This window comes from Mesorhizobium sp. M0185 (genome assembly GCF_040322175.1).
In the GTDB taxonomy this organism is placed as follows: domain Bacteria; phylum Pseudomonadota; class Alphaproteobacteria; order Rhizobiales; family Rhizobiaceae; genus Mesorhizobium.
The window spans coordinates 62940-78926 of the sequence record NZ_JAMYSY010000029.1 but is presented as its reverse complement, the minus strand read 5'-3'; the positions used below and the strand labels follow the sequence as shown (position 1 = coordinate 78926).

Here is a 15987-nt window from a genome sequence, read left to right as displayed (position 1 = left end):
CATCGATCTGGTCGTAGCGCTTGTATTCGCCAAAATACTTGGTGATCGCCGCCGTCAGCGACGTCTTGCCATGGTCGACGTGACCGATCGTGCCAATGTTCACATGAGGCTTAGTGCGCTCGAATTTACCTTTTGCCATAGTCTCTTTCCTTGGACGGCCTGGGGACGGCCTGGACCTTCAGTTCAGTCGAATGCGGGGCGATTAGCGACTAAGGCCGAAAAACACAAGTGCCTTGTCGCCGAGCGCGCTCGCCCGGCCCGAACGCGTGATCCGGTTTCGGAGAATGTGGCGCGGATATAGGAACGAACAAGGGCAAATGGAATGATTGCGGCTGCGGCTGACGGCTTTGACGGATTTACAGCCGGATCTGGCCCATTGCCGCCCTGGCGCCGGTCTGATTTCGTGGGCCGATGCATTTCATCCCGACTGCCATACGAGGCCCGCTGTTCATGGTCGTTTCGACCGGGTCCTACATCGTCAACGACACGATGATGAAGCTAGCAACCGCGGGACTGCCGCCCTATGAGGTGCTGTTCCTGCGCGGCGCTGCGGCAACATTGTGGGGCATTCCGCTGCTGTTCATGCTGGGCTATGGCAAGCAGATCCCGCTGATCCTCGACGCCAAGGTTTTGCGCAGGAACATGCTCGAACTGGGTGCGATCCTTTGCTACGTGGTGGCGCTCGCCAACATGCAGATCGCCGATTCGACCGCGCTCGGGCAGATCACGCCCTTGCTGATGCTGGTCGGCTCCTCGATGCTGTTTGGCGAACGGATCGGTGGGCTGCGCCTGGCGCTGATCGGGCTCGGCTTTATCGGCGCAGTGATGGTGGCACAACCGACGATGCAGGGGATTTCGGTCTACGCCCTGCTGGCGCTAGGCAATGCCGCCCTGTCCGCGGCGCGCGATCTGGCCGGACGCAAGGTCGCCGCCGACGTGCCGGGAATGGTCGTAGCTATTTCCGCGGTGATTGTCGTGCTCGCGGGCGCCGGCGTTGCGCATCTGGTTTCCGAGCAGTGGGTGGTGCCTGAAATCCGTCACCTGCTGCTGATGGGCGGCGCCGGACTGTTCCTGATCTTCGGCCACTTCTTCATCTTCATGGCCTATCGCGTCGGGCCGACCAGCGTGGTAGCGCCGTTCTACTATTGCTTTACCGTCTGGGCGGTGATTTCAGGCCTGGTGGTTTTCCGGCAGCTCCCGAATGCGCTGGCCATCTGCGGCATCCTGTTGGTGGTGGCCAGCGGGTTGACCATCGTCTCGCTCGACGAGCGCAAGCGCCGGTTGACCGTCGTCGCTTGAAACTGAAATCGGCCTGCACAATAGGAGGAGCGCGTGGCAAGCCCGGATGACAACCAGAATTCACGCAACCGCAGGCTTATCGGAAAGTGCCTGTGCGGCGCCGTTCAGTACGCTGTGGCGGACGCGTTCGTCTATGCCGCGAACTGCCACTGCTCGAACTGCCGGCGCACCACCGGCTCGGCCTTCAAGCCATTCGCCGGCATCGAGCGCGACAGGCTGAGCCTGACCAAGGGCGAGGACAATCTCATGATCTTCGGCGACGACACCGGCCATGACGCGCACTGCAACACTTGCGGCTCGTTGCTCTATTCGGTGGTCCGCGACGGTGCCTTCGTGCATGTCGCCATGGGAAGCCTCGTCGACGAGCCGACCATCCGCCCGACGCAGCACATCTTCGTCGGCTCCAAGGCGAAGTGGTTCATGATCACCGACGATCTGCCGCAATACAGAGAACACGCGGCCGCCGGAGATGCCGGCGAATAGCTGACCGTTAGAAAACGCTCAACCAAATTATCGTTTCGTTTTCGCGTCCGCCGCCAAGGAAACTATACTGTGCTCCGTCACTGAACCTATGTCGCGGGGGATTTCTGTGGCATTGCCGCCCGACTGGTTGCCCAATGTTGCGATGAAGCGCGTCATTTGCCACTGGACGGCCGGCTCGCATTCGGCCGGCGATACCGACAGGGATGCGTATCACATACTGGTCGAGGGGAATGGCCGCCTGGTCAGGGGCCGGCCTTCGATCGCGCTCAATTCAGGCCGGGTAAAACCGGGATATGCCGCGCACACGCTCAACTGCAACGGCGGCTCGATCGGGGTTTCGCTCTGCTGCATGGCCGGGGCGGAGCAAAGGCCGTTTCGATGCCGGCCGCTATCCGATGACCAGGGCGCAGTGGGACGCGATGGCCGCCGTCGTCGCCGAACTCTGCAAATACTACCGCATCAAGGTCACGCCCAAAACGGTGCTGTCGCATGCCGAAGTCGAGAGTAATCTCGGCATCGAGCAGCGCGGAAAATGGGATTTCACCCGGCTGCCCTTCGATCCGACGATCAGCGGCGCAAGCGCCTGTGGCGAGCGGCTGCGCCGCGACGTGACGGTGGCAATGGGCGCGATGCCAAATCTACCGGTGAGGATTGGGCGCGATGCGGTATGGCAGCGATTGCTCGAGGAATTATGGCCGATCATGGTGAGAGGGCTGGAAGCCGGCCACAACACGCTGATCCGCGAAATCCTCAAAAGGATCAGATAGGCGGTCGGCATTCACCCGAATGCCGACGCAATTGCCGAGCGGCTTCTACAGAGCCCTCTTGCCGCTGAACTGGTGATAGGCCCACAGGACCACCACCGCACCGACCACGGCGACTATCAGGCTATAGATGTTGAGCCCGGTAACGCCCGACGCTCCAAAGGCGCTAAAGATGAGCCCGCCGACGATGGCGCCGACGATCCCAAGCACGATATCGAGCACAAGGCCTTGCCCGCTTTTATTGACGATCTTGCTGCCTATGAAGCCGGCGATGACGCCGAGAATAATCCAGCTTAATATTGACATTTTTCCTCTCCGTTCCCCGCGCTCGATTACTTCCACATTATTAAGCAAAGCTCAAGCCAACTTGAAAATCATGATTACGGAAAGCTCAAACCGGCTTGAAATTCGCCATGAATGCGTCATTGTCGGAGACGGACGGGCAATTTGACATGGAGATCCACAATGGGACTGTTTGACAATGCCGTTCCCGGCGGCAACGTCGCCAAGCCGCTGATGATCGCGCTCGGCGCACTTTTGGTGGGAAAAATGCTGAGCGGTGGAAGTTCCGCCCAGACGGAGGCAGCGCAAAGCCCTGCCCCCATCCCGCCCGATACAACCACATCCGCCGATGGCGGCCTGCTCGGCGGTCTGGGCGGCCTGCTCGACAAACTGAAGGACGCCGGCCACGGCAACGTTGCCAATTCGTGGGTCGGTACCGGTCAGAACCAGCCGATCAACCCCAGCGATCTGGGCAGTGCTCTCGGGCCACAAATCATCCAGGAGATCGCGCAAAGGACGGGCCTGAACCAGCAGGACCTGCTCAAGCAGCTATCCGCAGCCTTGCCAGGGCTTGTCGACCAGTTGACGCCGAACGGGCAAGTGCCGCAGCAGAACCAGCTCGCGTCCATATTCAGCAAATTCGCGAGCTGACGCCTGTCGCCCAACGCCGCCTGCGGTTCGGGACAACGATAACACAGATTAAGATGCGCGTCCGTCTGGACGCGCAACGAATACTTTGAACTATCGGCAAAGCGCTTCGCTTGGGGCTGCCTTCGGCATCGTGCGCGAGGTGCGCCGCGGCTGCGGGAAATCTGGAGCGGGTAGCGGGAATCGAACCCGCATATTCAGCTTGGAAGGCTGCTGCTCTACCACTGAGCTATACCCGCGCCTTTCAGTCAAGCATCGGATCCGCTCCGACGCTCGCTCTGCGTTTCAGGGCTTCCGGGCCGGCAGTGGTGGAGAGGGTTGGATTTGAACCAACGTAGGCATAGCCAACGGATTTACAGTCCGTCCCCTTTAACCACTCGGGCACCTCTCCAGTCTGCCGCCGGAGCCATGCAACGAGGCATCGACGCGTCGCGGCTGCCTGAGCAGCCCTTCCGCGAAGCGCCTTATGGCGGCAGCGCCCAAAACTGTCAACCGCAACAGTCCGGCAAAAAGCGCTGAATTTCGCACCTCGCCCGACAAGCAGCTTATGCAGCTGTATCCATGGCCGGACGACACGGCTATAGAAGCCGGCCATGAGCAACGATAACAAATCGAAGACCCCGAAAGACACCCACTACGCCAAGCTGCGGCGCGCGCATCGCGACGAGAAGAGCGGCGGCGCGCCGGCGTTCAGGCCGCGCCAGCCGGTGCCGGCCGGCGAGAACGCCGCGGACGGGCTGGTGCGGCTTTACGGGCTGCACACGGTGCGGGCCGCACTCGACAATCCGCGCCGAAAAATCAAGAAGATGCTGGTGACGCGCAACGCTGCCGAGCGGCTGGCAATCGCCGACCTTGGCGCTTTGCCCTTCAAGGCGGAACTGGTCGAACCCAGGGACATCGACAAGGTCACCGGCTCGGATGCCGTGCACCAGGGCGTGCTGATCGAGGCCGAGCCGCTGAAACCGAAACGCCTCGATGCGCTCGGCGACACCAGTCTGGTGCTGGTGCTCGACCAGATCACCGATCCGCACAATGTCGGTGCGATCCTGCGCTCGGCCGTGGCTTTCGGCGCCGGTGCACTGATCACCACGGCGCGCCACAGCCCGCAGGAATCCGGCGTGCTGGCGAAATCGGCCTCCGGCGCGCTCGAGCATATCGATCAGATCGAGGTGAAGAACCTCGCCGACGCGCTGGGGCAGCTGCACGAGGCCGGATTCCAGACGATCGGCCTGGATTCGGACGGGCCGGCCGAGCTCGAAACGAGCTTTGCCGGAGAAAAGATCGCGTTGGTACTTGGCGCCGAGGGCAAAGGCCTGCGCCAGAAAACGCGCGAAACGGTGACGACGCTCGCCCGCCTCGACATGCCGGGCGCCATCCGCTCGCTCAACGTGTCGAATGCCGCGGCGGTGGCGCTTTATGCGGCGAGGAAATTTTTGAAAGAGTGAATGGTGAATGGTGAATGGTGAGACTGTCCGTAAGTCGTGACCAATTCACTACCAACTACTCACCTATCTGCAACTGACTACCTATTCACCATTCACCATTCACCATTCACTATTCACTTTTGACCCACTTCACATCCCGCCATCCGCTCCAGCGCCCGAACCAGCGCCGAATGATCCTCCTTTGACCCGCCATTCGCCGCGCACGAGTTGAACAATTGCTGCGTCGTTGAAGTGTTGGGTAGTGCTACCCCAAGCGCCTTCGCGCCTTCCAGCGCCAGATTGAGATCCTTCTGGTGGAGTTCGATGCGGAAGCCGGGCGCGAAAGTGCGCTTGATCATGCGCTCGCCATGCACTTCCAGGATGCGCGAGTTTGCGAGCCCGCCCATCAGCGCCTGCCGGACCTTGGCCGGGTCGGCGCCGGCTTTTGAAGCAAAGACAAGCGCTTCGGCGACGGCCTCGATAGTCAGCGCGACGACGATCTGATTGGCGACCTTGGTGGTCTGGCCGACGCCGTTAGGCCCGACCAAAGTGATGTTCTTGCCCAACTTCTCGAAGATAGGCCTGACGCGTTCGTAGGCATTTTTTTCGCCGCCGACCATGATCGTCAGCGATGCCGCTTTGGCCCCGACCTCGCCGCCCGACACCGGCGCGTCGAGGTAGTCGCAGCCGAGATCGTTGATCTTTTTTGCAAAGGCCTTGGTCTCGATCGGCGAGATCGAGCTCATGTCGATGACCAGCTTGCCTTTAGTGAGGCCTGACGCGACGCCGTTCTCACCGAACAGCACGTCGGCGACCTGCGGCGTATCCGGAACCATGGTGATGACGATGTCGGCGGCACGCGCGACGGCATCATGGCCGGTGACGGCCTTCAGGCCCTTGGCGACGAGGTCGGCCGGCGGTTTCGAGCGGTGGTCGCTGGCGACGACCTGATAACCGGCGTCTAGCAAATGCCCCGCCATCGGCGCGCCCATGATGCCGAGACCGATGAAGCCGATTGTGTCCATGTTTTTCTCCGTTTCTTGTTAAGGGGGCTTTCCTGCGGGCCCCCCTCTGGCCTGCCGGCCATCTCCCCCACGAGTGGGGAGATCGGCAGTTGCCGCGCCGGCCCTTAAACTTTCCCGACCTCGAAAATTGGCGAAAGCGGCGGTGACATCCAATCTCCCTCCTTGTGGGGGAGATGCCAAGTTTTGGCAAAGAGGGCAGGCCAGAGGGGGGCGCGCAGGAACGCGACGTGCGATGCGTAGCGTCTACGCCGCCGCGCTGCCCTTCCCGGCCGCGTCCCGAAACCAGCCAAGCCCGGCTTCTGTTCCAGCCTTCGGCTTGTACTCCGCCCCGATCCAGCCGGAATAGCCGATGCGGTCGATGTGGTTGTACAGGAAGGGAAAATTGATCTCGCCCGTCCCCGGCTCATGACGGCCGGGATTATCCGCAAGCTGGATATGCGCGATGCGGTTGAGGTGTGCCTCGATGGTACGGGCGAGATCCCCCTCCATGATCTGCATGTGATAGATATCGTATTGCAGGAACAGGTTCTTCGAGCCGACGCGGTCGATCAGCGCCAGGGCCTGATCCGAGTAATTCAGGAAAAAACCCGGAATGTCGCGGGTGTTGATCGGCTCGATCAGCAGCCTGATGCCGGCCTGCTCCAGCTTTTCGGCCGCGAAAGCCAGATTTTCGGCGAAGACGTCTTCCAGCGCGGAGCGATCGACGCCTTGCGGCGCGATACCGGCGAGGCAGTTGACCTGCTCGCAGCCGAGCGCATGGGCATAGGTGACGACCTTGGCAATGCCCTGCCGGAACTCCGGCACGCGGTCGGGCAGGATCGCGATGCCGCGCTCGCCCTTGGCCCAGTCGCCGGCAGGCAGGTTGAACAGGACCTGCGTCAGCCCGTTCTTCTTCAACCTGGCCGCGACGACATCCGGCGCATGGTCATAGGGGCCGATATACTCGACGCCCTTGAAGCCGGCGCGGGCGGCGGCATCGAAGCGGTCGAGGAAGTCATGCTCGCCAAAGAGCATCGAAAGATTGGCTGAGAACCGTGGCATGGCAGTAGTTCCTCATGTGCGGCTTAATCGAGCATGACGATCGCCGTGGGGGCATCTTCATGGCGTTCGGCAAGCTCCTCGAATTCGGTGACCTTGTCGATTTCGGTACCCATCGAAACGTTGGTGACGCGCTCGAGGATGAATTCGAGCACCACCGGAACCTGGTGCTCGTCCATCAGGCGCTTTGCCTCTTCGAAGGCACCGGCGAATTCCTCCGGCCGGCGCACCCTGACGGCCTTGCAGCCCATCGCCTCGGCAACGGCGACGTGGTCGACGCCGTAGCCCGCCTCTGGATCGCCCTGTCGATTGACGTTCTCGAAGGCGAGGCTGACTTCGAAATCCATCGAAAAGCCGCGCTGCGCCTGGCGGATCAGGCCGAGATAGGCATTGTTCACGACGACATGGATGTAGGGCAATTTGTGCTGTGCGCCGGCCGCCAGTTCCTCGATCATGAACTGGAAATCATAGTCGCCGGACAATGCCACAATTGTGCGGTCCGGATCAGCGGCCCGAACGCCGAGGGCTGCCGGCAATGTCCAGCCGAGCGGGCCGGCCTGGCCGCAATTGATCCAGTTGCGTGGCTTGTAGACGTGCAGGAATTGCGCCCCGGCGATCTGGGACAGGCCGATCGTGGTGACATAGGTGGTGTCGCGGCCGAACGCCTTGTTCATCTCCTCGTAGACGCGCTGCGGCTTCAGCGGCACCTGGTCGAAATGCGTCTTGCGTTTCATCGTCTTCTTGCGCTGCCGGCATTCGCCGGCCCAGCCCGACCAGTCGCGCAATTTCCCGGCCGTCCTCCATTCGGTTGCGACGTCGAGCAGCATTTTCAGCGCCGCACCGGCGTCCGAGACGACGCCAAGGTCTGGTGCGAAGACCCGGCCGATCTGCGTCGGCTCGATATCGACGTGGATGAATTTCTTGCCCTTGGTGTAGACGTCGACCGAACCGGTGTGGCGGTTGGCCCAGCGGTTGCCGATGCCGAAAACGAAATCGGCTTCGAGCATCGTGGCATTGCCATAGCGGTGCGAGGTCTGCAGCCCGCACATGCCGGCCATCAGGCGGTGGTCGTCGGGGATCGCGCCCCAGCCCATCAGCGTCGGAATGACAGGCACGCCGGCGACCTCGGCGAACTCGATCAGCAGATCGGACGCATCGGCGTTGATGATGCCGCCGCCGGCGACGATGACAGGCTTTTCCGCCGCATTCAGCATCGTCAACGCCTTCTCGGCCTGGGCGCGCGACATTGCCGGCTTGAACGGCACCAGCGGCTCGTAGGCATCGATGTCGAACTCGATCTCGGTCAGTTGCACATCGACAGGCAAATCGATCAGCACCGGCCCCGGCCGCGACGAGCGCATCAGATGGAACGCTTTCTGCAGCGCCATCGGCACGAGATAGGGTTCCATGACGGTGACCGCCCATTTGGCGACGGGTGCAGCGATCGCCGCAATGTCGACGGCCTGAAAATCCTCCTTGTTGAGACGCGCGCGCGGCGCCTGCCCGGTGATGCAGAGGATGGGAATTGAATCGGCAGCGGCCGAATAGAGGCCGGTGATCATGTCGGTGCCGGCAGGACCCGAGGTGCCGATGCACAGACCGATATTGCCCGATCTGGCGCGGGTAAACCCTTCGGCCATATGCGAGGCCGCCTCGACGTGACGCGCAAGGATGTGGCGGATACTGCCCCTCGCCTTCAGTGCCGAATAGAGCGGGTTGATCGCAGCACCCGGCACGCCGAAGGCACAGGAGATGCCTTCCTTTTCGAGAACGAGAACCGCTGCGTCGACTGCGCGCATCCTGGCCATGTCAGCCTCCACGGAATTGTTGATAGCCGATGATGCCAGCGCACCAATGATTTTTCAATTTTTTCAGAATATTTTTCCATTTCTAGAAAACAGCTCTTGTTGGTTGAATTGATTGGTCTTTCTGTTTTCCACGAATTCGCTTCGCAAATCGGTGAAAAACTTTTTCATTGCTTGTTGGGCGAACAGAGCGAAGAATGGCCCGATGGAAACCACCGAAAAACGCCAGCGCGGCCGGCCGCGCGCCTTCAACGGGCCGGCCGAGGCCGCCTCGGTGCAGTCGCTGGACCGGGCGCTGCGGATCCTGGCAATCGTCGCCGATGGCAGTGGCCTGTCGCTGAGCGAGATCGCCGCCAGTTCCGGTCTGCCGGCATCCACCGCCTACCGCATGCTGACGACGCTGGAAAACCACGGCATGGTCGAGTTCGACGGCCCTGACCAACTGTGGTCGATCGGCGTCGAGACCTATCGCATGGGGGCGGCGTTCCTGCGCCGCCGCAAGCTGGTCGACCGCGCCCGCATCGTCATGCAGGAATTGATGGAGAAGACCGGCGAGACCGCCAATCTCGGCGTCGCCGAGGACGATTGCGTCGTCTTCGTCAGTCAGGTCGAGACGCACCAGGCGATCCGCGCCTTTTTCCGGCCGGGCACGCGCAGCTCTTTCCATGCATCGGGCATCGGCAAGGCGGTGCTGGCGTATCTCGAGCCGGAGCGCGTCGCCACCATCCTGCGCCGGGCCGGGCTGGAGCGCTTCACCGAAAACACGCTGTCCGATATCTCGGCTCTCGCCCGCGACCTGGTGACGATCAAGCTGCGCGGCTGGTCGGTTGACGACGAGGAGCGGCATCCGGGCATGCGCTGCGTTGCCGCCGCCATCTTCAATGAATTCGGCGAGCCGATCGGCGGCGTTTCGGTCTCCGGGCCGACAGTACGGGTCACGCCGGAACGGCTGGCCGAGATCGGGCCGCTGGTGCACGATGCGGCGGCGGAGGTGACGAGGATGATCGGCGGACTGCCGACCCCTCCCGGCCTTGGCAGCGAGCCGAGCGCATAGCAGCGCTGACCAGCGCGGAATGGTGCGACATCTGCCAGGATGGCCAGAGCTAGGCCCCGGGCACCGCGCTCTTGGTCGATAGGTCGTAGAAATCAAGCAGCATCGCCAGCCCAACTCCGCAGGCGGTGAAGATGAGGCCGGCAATGAAGATACGATTGGCGCGTTCATAAACGCGCCGTTGTAGAGACGTTATGTCGAGCAGCAACCGCAGCGCTCGTATCTGCAGGGCAATGCCGATCAAAATCGGCACGACGGCGGCCAGGTGATAGATTTCCCATGGTATCGGGTTGGCGGCCCAATGCGTGATGAAGCCCAGCGAGAACGCCAGCAGGATGCCGACTGTGGTGATTGTGCCGTTGCGGAAAACCGTCTCGATCGGCTCTTCGTTCGGATCGTGCTCGCCCAAGCGCCCTCTCCCTGTTTCGGTATCGGTGCAGATTAGGCTGTTGGGAAATCGCTGTATACTGCCGGGTTCCTGGTGAAATCAGAGACAAAATGATAGCTCAATTGCTTGGAGACTGAAGCTGGCGCTGCCCCTCATTGCCCTGCCGGGCATTTCTCCCCGTATAGTGACGGGGAGAAAGAAGCTGACCGAGACCTTGGCGCCCTCTTGCAGCGCTGGAGACTGGCAAAATCATCGCCGAGAGCGTCCCTTCTCCCCGTCACTATACGGGGAGAAGATGCTGGCAGGCAGATGAGGGGCAGCGCCGACACTGATAGTCAGTCGATTTCGACAAGAAGCCTATCGCCGAACAACAGAAAAAGGGCCAGTGGGGCGCCCTTCTTCCGGTTGCATGAAACGGTCACCTCCTCCCAAGCTGGCATCGTGGCCCTCAAAGCCAGCAGCGATGGCGATAGCCGTCGTAGCCGACATAGGTGTCCGAGTACGGGTCGTAGCTCTGGTAGCGATTGAGGCAGCGCCGGACGTGCCACGAGCCGCCGCCTTCCTCGATATAGACAGTGCGCGGCTGGGCCAGCGCGCTGCCGAGCAGGAAGCCGCCGACACCTGCGGCAATGCCGATGCCGAGGTGCTTGTGCTTGTGATGGGCGGCCGACGGCTGAACGGTGCCGACCAGCATGGCGGCGGCGACAGTGGTGGCGACGAGGCCGGCAACGATGGTGCGCTTGAACATGACGATCTCCTTGTTGTGGGAGGCGATCCAACCGCCTCTTGACCATCAGTCGTCGCAACAAGGAAAAAGGTTCGAAGGTCTTTTTGGATTTTTTCTCGGCGGGAGAAATCGCGCGGTCTGATGCGCGAACACGAACGGTCGCGCCGTCGACAGTTCACCGAAACAGTCGGCAGGCCTCATCCCATGCCGGTGATATGCCGCAGCCAGAAGGCGAGCGCGATGAAACCGATGATGGTGGTGACGCCGGTCCAGTCGATATTGGCGCGCTTCAGGTCCTTGATGAGCTTCACCAGGAGAACCCAGGCCACGACGACGAGCGGGAGAATGATGACAAACCTGATCATGCGACTGCCTCGCTGATGCGATTGCATCTTCGATCAATATAGGAAGCGAATTGGCCGTTTTCAGGACGCCCTGGCGGCAGAACCGGCGCGTTCGCGGCAGCCGAAAACGGAGTTTTGTCTTTACTGGCGCGGCAGATATGGTAACCGGAGCGCCGTGCCCTTGTAGCTCAGCTGGTAGAGCAGCGGTTTTGTAAACCGAAGGTCGGCGGTTCGATTCCGTCCGGGGGCACCAGTACGGGCTTCTTGAGACCTCCGGGGCGCTTGATATCTGCTCATCCCCGATATCCACAGGCCGGGGCCGTCAGGATCGGTAGCACATCAGCTTCAACGCATATATTCCCTAGCGGAAACCATAGTTCCCTAGCGGAAAACCTAGGAGTCTTCGTTGGAGCAGAAACGCACGACCGCCCCCTTCATCAACGGCATATTTGGCGGATTTATCGTCTTCGCCTTCGCGTTCGGTTTCCGTTTCCTGCTAAGTCCCGATCCCGATCCAACATCAAGAGCAACGACAAGCCTTTCAGTACTGGCCTTCGCCATTTGTTTCGGCGCAGCCTTCCTCCGCGAGCACCGGCGCCAGATTGCCGCCGCCAGAGAATATATAAGCCGCCCAAGATCGTATTAGGGGCGTACGTGTCGGGACCGTCCTCGTCGGGTCACCAGAAACTTCCGTGAAATTGCTGGCAAAATCTGTCGCCAGACAACGAGTTAGCATCTCATATCTAGAGACGCTGAGCCCGGGCGTGACTTCGCGGTTGCAGAGCCGTCATTTCGGCCCTCTCTCCCGGCCTCGGCCATCTCGTACCATTCGATTAAATTGCTCCTGTGTATATTAGCACTCGCTCAATTAAGCGCGCCGACAATGTCGGTGCGGCGGGCCAAAAACCAAAGGGTGTTGTCATGCGAAGTGATTTCGCCGCGGCGCGCGAGCTTTTGGAGTGCGCACAAAACCGCCTCTGCGGCGCGGATGAAACGAGCCGACGCGTCAACGAGGCCCTCGACGCGCTGATTGAAGAAATAGCCATCGCGGAATTCCGCAAGGCGCCACTGACGGTCGTGCCGTTTCCGCGTGCGCGGCCGCCTAAGCATGTTCGGTAGAGCGCTGATCGCCCGCGTTGACGAAGAGCCGGCAACTGGTGTTTCCGCAATCGCCCGTTGGAGCGTCGTTGAACGACCAAGCCTTTGACGATAGAGTTGCCGAGCAGTGGTGCTCTGAAACTCCGGAGCCGATCCATGTCACGCTGTGGAGATGTCTACGAGAACAAGGTGACCGGCGAATATGCGGTCATCCTGCGTGGCACCGAAGACCGCGGCCAGGGACCTGGCATCGCTCATCTGACCGCCCGGCCGGGAGCCGCAGTGGTGGGCGAGCACTTCCACCCGAACCTGACGGGACGGTTTACCATCCTCCGTGGCCGTCTCGACGCTTGCATCGCCGGGAAAAGTTTGTCCCTGGGGCCTGGCCAATCCGCCATGGTCGAAGCAGGCGTCGCACATGATTGGTGGAACAGCAGCAAAACCGAAGAAGCGCATGTCCTGGTCGAAGTCGACCGGGCGCCAGGTGCGGACAATGTCGACCGAACCGTTTCGAGCTGCTGATCGGCATGCTCTTCGGCCTGGCCAATGCCGGCAAGGTGGACAGAAAAGGTAGACCTTCGCCGCTTCAGGCAGCAGTCATCGCCAGAGAATTTGCCGACGTGATCGTCTTCACGCACCCGCCACCTGCGATTCAGCGAGTGGCGCTGGGGTTCCTGGCGCCACTCGGCCATCTGCTTGGCTATCACGCGATCGACCCCGTCTACTGCAAGCCGCACGGGCATGTCATGCCGGCTCCTGAAATCCTCGCTCGAGCAGGCCTAGTAGCCGGATGATCCGGGTCCATATTGGGCGCCCGGCATTTTTGTCGGCAGCCATACGCAGGACTCGCGGCAAGCTCTATGAAGCACTCGCGACCTGACCGGATATGGCGGCCCTGTCGAACGTGTTTCTCACCCTGACCGACTTGTAGACGTAGGCGACCCAGATCCCGGTCAGTACAAAAGAAACTGCGGGCATTACCAGCGCATCCCATGCAAGCACCAAGCTCACGGGAGCGCTCATAACCGCTGAGATCCATACCGCGTCCAGAATAAACACGATTGGTATTGCAAACCACTGATACAGGAATAGCTGCTTGAAGCGGTAACTCCGCAGCAGCATCGCAAAGAGCACAACCACCTGGAACACCACAAACGCCAGCAAGAGGGCAATCTCTCCGTAGACCGCCAAGGTGCCATTCGGGAGCGTCATGAGCTGTCGGTAGCCTTCACTCGATGAGCCCAATGAGACGAGCGTGCGTAGCGGGGAGAAAGCCTGAAGGATCGCCAGCAGCATAAGCCAGCCTCCGAAACCTACGAGAGCCGAAGTATCCTGTAATGGCTTTGCGGCTGACCGAACGGCAAAGAAAACAGGCACGCCGATCAGCAGCAGCACCATAGCCCAATGCCAGATGGAAATCTGCATCCAATCCCTCCCTTGATACCCTTTTAGGTTGTATCAGATTTCAACCTCAACTCAAGAGGCAACATCGAAAGGAAGCGCTGCTTGCAACACTATATTTCTGGCACGATGCTATTTCCGGCAGGATGCTGCCATGTCGCGAACTCTGATCGTCGTTGGTCTCAGCATAGTTGCCTTAGCCCTGCTGTGGCCTTGGTTGGCTCGGACCGGCCTTGGCAGGCTGCCCGGCGATATCGTGATCGAGCGTGAGAACTTCAGGCTTTATGTCCCTATCACCACGGGGATACTGGTCAGCATCGTGCTCTCGGCCATTCTATGGCTGATCAACCGGTAGGCGATCCTCCGGCTGCGGGCCCTTGATCTTCTTACACTCCGATCGCCGCAACCAAAATCCGGTTCTGCCGTCGTATCGCCGCCCGCAACTCGGCAATCCTCGCCCCTTCGCGCTTCACGAATTCGATGAACATCATGTTCATGTTGTTGAAGATGAGTTCGCCGAGTGCCGGCCCGTCGATGTCGCGGCGCACCAGGCCGAGCGCCTGCAGGCGGACGATCAGCGCGCGGATCTGCTCTGTCAGGGCGCGGTCCAGCCCGGTATAGGCCTGGCCGAACGGGCTGTCGGGCAGTTGCGTCGAGATCGCCATCGCCTGTCGCCACATCTCCTTGCTGAGATAATGCAGCGAATGCTCGATATAGATGCCGAGCAGCGTATCCAGCGCGTCGCCGACATTTGCCGGCGGGTTGGCGACGACGCCGCGCCCGGCATTCAGCACCTCGTTGACCTCCATCGAGACGATGGCGCCGAGGATGTCGCCCTTGTTCTGGTAGTAATTGTAAATGGTGCCGACCGAGACTTCGGCCTGCGCCGCGATGGTCTCGATCTTGGCGCCTTCATAACCGGCATCGCGGAAAAGCGCCGCCGCTGCCTCGATGATGCGGCGGTGCCGATCCGCCTTCTGCCTTGCCCGCAATCCGCTCATATCGGCTGTTTGCCACAAAAACAGAATTGACTCAATTTTAGAATTGGTTCAATTTTTTCCTACAAGCCAAAAAGGCAAGGGAGAACACTCGATGTCCGTCAATCCAAAGACCCCCAATCCAACCGTCAGGAATCCTCTTTCCGTTCTAAAGAGCCATCTCCAAGGCGCCTGTGCCGCGGCAGCACTGCTGCTGGCGGCGGGCAGCCTCGCTCAGGCGCAGGATCTCAACGCACTGATCTGGTGCGATCACGCCGATCCGGCGCTGCTGCAGCCGTTCGAGGAGGCCAACGGCGTCAAGGTCAATGTCAAGGAGTTCGAAGGCACCGGCGCCGGCCTGGCGATCGTCGATCAATCACAGCCCGGCGATTGGGACGTGATGGTGATCGACAGCATCGACGTGCCACGCGGCGTCGAAAAAGGCCTGTTCGAGCCACTGCCGGAAGACAAGCTGCCGCTGGCCGACCTGTTTCCGCAGGTGAAGATGGACAGTTCCACCGTCGTCGACGGCAAGCGCTACGGCATCACCGAAAAGTTCGGCTACAACACGATCGGCTACAACAAGACCAAGGTCGATCCGGCCGACATGCAGTCGCTTGCCGCGCTGACCGGCGATAAATACAAGGGCAAGATCGCCATCTACGATTATTACCTGCCGGTCATCGGCATGGCCGCACTGGCGATCGGCAAAAAGACCGCCGACCTGACCGAAGCCGACCTTCCCGCCATCAAGGAAGAGCTGCTCAAAATGAAGGCCAACGCCAAGCTGGTCGGCGAAGTGACCGCCAGCCAGACGGCGCTGGCGACCGGCGAGGTCGACATTCTGGTCGGCGGCGGCGAATGGGTGACGGCGGGACTGGCCAAGGAAAACCCTGCCCTCGACTTCTCGATACCGAAAGAAGGGGCCGTGCTGTGGTCGCAGTCGCTGGCAATGTTCAAGGATTCCAAGAACAAGGAGCTGGCGCTTAAATTCATCCAGTACATTATGAGCCCCGAAGGCCAGGCGCGGCTCGCCACCTCGTCCTGCTATTGGGGCATGCCGGCAAACAGCAAGGCGGCGTTGAGCGACGAGCAGAAGAAGATCCTGCGCTTCGACGAGCAGCCGGAATTCCTCGCCCGCGCCCAGTCCTATCCGGCGCCGAACGCCGATCTCGACAAGAAGATGCAGGACGTCTGGACCGAAATGCTGCAGGCGCAATGACCGGCTGCCGG

General features: G+C 61.0%; 22 protein-coding genes and 3 tRNA genes. 13 read left to right on the top strand and 12 right to left on the bottom strand.

Annotation, left to right across the window (positions count from 1 at the left end; genetic code table 11):
* Nucleotides 1–139, bottom strand: a 139-nt coding sequence (locus NKJ20_RS21770; RefSeq protein WP_320306773.1) for a GTP-binding protein, incomplete at its 3' end; no start/stop codon positions are given.
* Between the two features lie 272 nt (nucleotides 140–411).
* On the opposite strand from NKJ20_RS21770, the gene NKJ20_RS21765 reads away from it, so the two are divergent.
* From NKJ20_RS21765 to NKJ20_RS21755, 3 genes are all read left to right on the top strand, one after another.
* Nucleotides 412–1299, top strand: coding sequence for a DMT family transporter (locus NKJ20_RS21765; protein WP_352746811.1), 888 nt, complete (start codon nucleotides 412–414; stop codon nucleotides 1297–1299).
* 33 nt (nucleotides 1300–1332) lie between these two features.
* Nucleotides 1333–1782: a GFA family protein gene (locus NKJ20_RS21760; protein WP_352746808.1), complete on the top strand. Its 450-nt coding sequence runs from the start codon at nucleotides 1333–1335 to the stop codon at nucleotides 1780–1782.
* Nucleotides 1783–2177: 395 nt separating this feature from the next.
* The gene (locus NKJ20_RS21755; RefSeq protein WP_352746806.1) at nucleotides 2178–2549 is read left to right on the top strand and encodes a peptidoglycan recognition protein family protein; all 372 of its coding nucleotides are present in this window, start codon (nucleotides 2178–2180) and stop codon (nucleotides 2547–2549) included.
* 45 nt (nucleotides 2550–2594) lie between these two features.
* Here NKJ20_RS21755 and NKJ20_RS21750 read toward each other — a convergent pair whose 3' ends face one another.
* Complete coding sequence (locus NKJ20_RS21750) at nucleotides 2595–2852, bottom strand: GlsB/YeaQ/YmgE family stress response membrane protein (protein ID WP_023717513.1); 258 nt, start codon at nucleotides 2850–2852, stop codon at nucleotides 2595–2597.
* 159 nt (nucleotides 2853–3011) lie between these two features.
* On the opposite strand from NKJ20_RS21750, the gene NKJ20_RS21745 reads away from it, so the two are divergent.
* Nucleotides 3012–3479, top strand: coding sequence for a YidB family protein (locus NKJ20_RS21745; protein WP_352746804.1), 468 nt, complete (start codon nucleotides 3012–3014; stop codon nucleotides 3477–3479).
* Between the two features lie 162 nt (nucleotides 3480–3641).
* On the opposite strand, the gene NKJ20_RS21740 is transcribed toward NKJ20_RS21745, so the two are convergent.
* Nucleotides 3642–3715: transfer RNA gene (locus NKJ20_RS21740), tRNA-Gly, on the bottom strand.
* Between the two features lie 67 nt (nucleotides 3716–3782).
* Nucleotides 3783–3867, bottom strand: a tRNA-Tyr gene (locus tag NKJ20_RS21735).
* A 202-nt stretch (nucleotides 3868–4069) separates the two neighbouring features.
* On the opposite strand from NKJ20_RS21735, the gene NKJ20_RS21730 reads away from it, so the two are divergent.
* Nucleotides 4070–4921 (top strand): TrmH family RNA methyltransferase, encoded by an 852-nt coding sequence (locus tag NKJ20_RS21730; RefSeq protein WP_352746801.1) that lies wholly within the window; start codon nucleotides 4070–4072, stop codon nucleotides 4919–4921.
* Nucleotides 4922–5034: 113 nt separating this feature from the next.
* Here NKJ20_RS21730 and NKJ20_RS21725 read toward each other — a convergent pair whose 3' ends face one another.
* From NKJ20_RS21725 to gcl, 3 genes are all read right to left on the bottom strand, one after another.
* A complete protein-coding gene (locus NKJ20_RS21725) occupies nucleotides 5035–5925 on the bottom strand; it encodes a 2-hydroxy-3-oxopropionate reductase (protein ID WP_352746798.1) in 891 nt (296 codons plus the stop codon).
* Nucleotides 5926–6168: 243 nt separating this feature from the next.
* Entirely contained in the window at nucleotides 6169–6966 is a 798-nt protein-coding gene (hyi, locus tag NKJ20_RS21720) for a hydroxypyruvate isomerase (protein WP_352746796.1), read from the bottom strand.
* 23 nt (nucleotides 6967–6989) lie between these two features.
* The gene (gcl, locus tag NKJ20_RS21715) at nucleotides 6990–8771 is read right to left on the bottom strand and encodes a glyoxylate carboligase (RefSeq protein WP_352746794.1); all 1782 of its coding nucleotides are present in this window, start codon (nucleotides 8769–8771) and stop codon (nucleotides 6990–6992) included.
* 202 nt (nucleotides 8772–8973) lie between these two features.
* On the opposite strand from gcl, the gene bhcR reads away from it, so the two are divergent.
* Complete coding sequence (gene bhcR, locus NKJ20_RS21710; RefSeq protein WP_352746792.1) at nucleotides 8974–9822, top strand: HTH-type transcriptional regulator BhcR; 849 nt, start codon at nucleotides 8974–8976, stop codon at nucleotides 9820–9822.
* A gap of 49 nt (nucleotides 9823–9871) precedes the next feature.
* Here bhcR and NKJ20_RS21705 read toward each other — a convergent pair whose 3' ends face one another.
* From NKJ20_RS21705 to NKJ20_RS21695, 3 genes are all read right to left on the bottom strand, one after another.
* Nucleotides 9872–10228 carry a hypothetical protein gene (locus NKJ20_RS21705; RefSeq protein WP_352451067.1) on the bottom strand — a complete coding sequence of 119 codons (357 nt, stop codon included), beginning with the start codon at nucleotides 10226–10228 and terminating at the stop codon, nucleotides 9872–9874.
* 427 nt (nucleotides 10229–10655) lie between these two features.
* Nucleotides 10656–10955, bottom strand: coding sequence for a BA14K family protein (locus tag NKJ20_RS21700; RefSeq protein ID WP_352746790.1), 300 nt, complete (start codon nucleotides 10953–10955; stop codon nucleotides 10656–10658).
* Between the two features lie 176 nt (nucleotides 10956–11131).
* Entirely contained in the window at nucleotides 11132–11299 is a 168-nt protein-coding gene (locus NKJ20_RS21695; RefSeq protein ID WP_352492505.1) for a hypothetical protein, read from the bottom strand.
* Nucleotides 11300–11455: 156 nt separating this feature from the next.
* Here NKJ20_RS21695 and NKJ20_RS21690 point away from each other — a divergent pair.
* From NKJ20_RS21690 to NKJ20_RS21670, 5 genes are all read left to right on the top strand, one after another.
* Nucleotides 11456–11531 (top strand) — tRNA-Thr (locus NKJ20_RS21690).
* Between the two features lie 153 nt (nucleotides 11532–11684).
* On the top strand, nucleotides 11685–11924 hold the full coding sequence (locus tag NKJ20_RS21685; RefSeq protein WP_156937488.1) for a hypothetical protein: 240 nt from the start codon (nucleotides 11685–11687) through the stop codon (nucleotides 11922–11924).
* A 275-nt stretch (nucleotides 11925–12199) separates the two neighbouring features.
* Nucleotides 12200–12397, top strand: a complete 198-nt coding sequence (locus tag NKJ20_RS21680; RefSeq protein ID WP_084641813.1) for a hypothetical protein — start codon at nucleotides 12200–12202, stop codon at nucleotides 12395–12397.
* Nucleotides 12398–12532: 135 nt separating this feature from the next.
* Nucleotides 12533–12898, top strand: a complete 366-nt coding sequence (locus NKJ20_RS21675) for a cupin domain-containing protein (protein ID WP_352746788.1) — start codon at nucleotides 12533–12535, stop codon at nucleotides 12896–12898.
* Between the two features lie 5 nt (nucleotides 12899–12903).
* Entirely contained in the window at nucleotides 12904–13170 is a 267-nt protein-coding gene (locus tag NKJ20_RS21670) for a hypothetical protein (protein ID WP_352746786.1), read from the top strand.
* A 64-nt stretch (nucleotides 13171–13234) separates the two neighbouring features.
* Here the strand turns inward: NKJ20_RS21670 and NKJ20_RS21665 are convergent, their stop codons facing one another.
* Nucleotides 13235–13801 carry a DUF2569 family protein gene (locus NKJ20_RS21665; protein WP_352746784.1) on the bottom strand — a complete coding sequence of 189 codons (567 nt, stop codon included), beginning with the start codon at nucleotides 13799–13801 and terminating at the stop codon, nucleotides 13235–13237.
* A 130-nt stretch (nucleotides 13802–13931) separates the two neighbouring features.
* Here NKJ20_RS21665 and NKJ20_RS21660 point away from each other — a divergent pair, with 130 nt between their 5' ends.
* The gene (locus NKJ20_RS21660; RefSeq protein WP_352746781.1) at nucleotides 13932–14132 is read left to right on the top strand and encodes a DUF2905 domain-containing protein; all 201 of its coding nucleotides are present in this window, start codon (nucleotides 13932–13934) and stop codon (nucleotides 14130–14132) included.
* Nucleotides 14133–14163: 31 nt separating this feature from the next.
* On the opposite strand, the gene NKJ20_RS21655 is transcribed toward NKJ20_RS21660, so the two are convergent.
* Complete coding sequence (locus NKJ20_RS21655) at nucleotides 14164–14778, bottom strand: TetR/AcrR family transcriptional regulator (protein ID WP_352746778.1); 615 nt, start codon at nucleotides 14776–14778, stop codon at nucleotides 14164–14166.
* Nucleotides 14779–14869: 91 nt separating this feature from the next.
* On the opposite strand from NKJ20_RS21655, the gene NKJ20_RS21650 reads away from it, so the two are divergent.
* The gene (locus NKJ20_RS21650; RefSeq protein ID WP_352746775.1) at nucleotides 14870–15976 is read left to right on the top strand and encodes a polyamine ABC transporter substrate-binding protein; all 1107 of its coding nucleotides are present in this window, start codon (nucleotides 14870–14872) and stop codon (nucleotides 15974–15976) included.
* Nucleotides 15977–15987: the final 11 nt, after the last annotated feature.

What these genes read in the sequence shown, in the direction of transcription:
- NKJ20_RS21765 (WP_352746811.1), top strand. Translation starts at nt 412, where the DNA reads ATGCATTTCATCCCGACTGCCATACGAGGCCCGCTGTTCATGGTCGTT.
- NKJ20_RS21755 (WP_352746806.1), top strand. Translation starts at nt 2,178, where the DNA reads ATGACCAGGGCGCAGTGGGACGCGATGGCCGCCGTCGTCGCCGAACTC.
- NKJ20_RS21750 (WP_023717513.1), bottom strand. Translation starts at nt 2,852, where the DNA reads ATGTCAATATTAAGCTGGATTATTCTCGGCGTCATCGCCGGCTTCATA.
- NKJ20_RS21745 (WP_352746804.1), top strand. Translation starts at nt 3,012, where the DNA reads ATGGGACTGTTTGACAATGCCGTTCCCGGCGGCAACGTCGCCAAGCCG.
- NKJ20_RS21730 (WP_352746801.1), top strand. Translation starts at nt 4,070, where the DNA reads ATGAGCAACGATAACAAATCGAAGACCCCGAAAGACACCCACTACGCC.
- NKJ20_RS21725 (WP_352746798.1), bottom strand. Translation starts at nt 5,925, where the DNA reads ATGGACACAATCGGCTTCATCGGTCTCGGCATCATGGGCGCGCCGATG.
- hyi (WP_352746796.1), bottom strand. Translation starts at nt 6,966, where the DNA reads ATGCCACGGTTCTCAGCCAATCTTTCGATGCTCTTTGGCGAGCATGAC.
- gcl (WP_352746794.1), bottom strand. Translation starts at nt 8,771, where the DNA reads ATGGCCAGGATGCGCGCAGTCGACGCAGCGGTTCTCGTTCTCGAAAAG.
- bhcR (WP_352746792.1), top strand. Translation starts at nt 8,974, where the DNA reads ATGGAAACCACCGAAAAACGCCAGCGCGGCCGGCCGCGCGCCTTCAAC.
- NKJ20_RS21700 (WP_352746790.1), bottom strand. Translation starts at nt 10,955, where the DNA reads ATGTTCAAGCGCACCATCGTTGCCGGCCTCGTCGCCACCACTGTCGCC.
- NKJ20_RS21695 (WP_352492505.1), bottom strand. Translation starts at nt 11,299, where the DNA reads ATGATCAGGTTTGTCATCATTCTCCCGCTCGTCGTCGTGGCCTGGGTT.
- NKJ20_RS21680 (WP_084641813.1), top strand. Translation starts at nt 12,200, where the DNA reads ATGCGAAGTGATTTCGCCGCGGCGCGCGAGCTTTTGGAGTGCGCACAA.
- NKJ20_RS21675 (WP_352746788.1), top strand. Translation starts at nt 12,533, where the DNA reads ATGTCACGCTGTGGAGATGTCTACGAGAACAAGGTGACCGGCGAATAT.
- NKJ20_RS21670 (WP_352746786.1), top strand. Translation starts at nt 12,904, where the DNA reads ATGCTCTTCGGCCTGGCCAATGCCGGCAAGGTGGACAGAAAAGGTAGA.
- NKJ20_RS21665 (WP_352746784.1), bottom strand. Translation starts at nt 13,801, where the DNA reads ATGCAGATTTCCATCTGGCATTGGGCTATGGTGCTGCTGCTGATCGGC.
- NKJ20_RS21660 (WP_352746781.1), top strand. Translation starts at nt 13,932, where the DNA reads ATGTCGCGAACTCTGATCGTCGTTGGTCTCAGCATAGTTGCCTTAGCC.
- NKJ20_RS21655 (WP_352746778.1), bottom strand. Translation starts at nt 14,778, where the DNA reads ATGAGCGGATTGCGGGCAAGGCAGAAGGCGGATCGGCACCGCCGCATC.
- NKJ20_RS21650 (WP_352746775.1), top strand. Translation starts at nt 14,870, where the DNA reads ATGTCCGTCAATCCAAAGACCCCCAATCCAACCGTCAGGAATCCTCTT.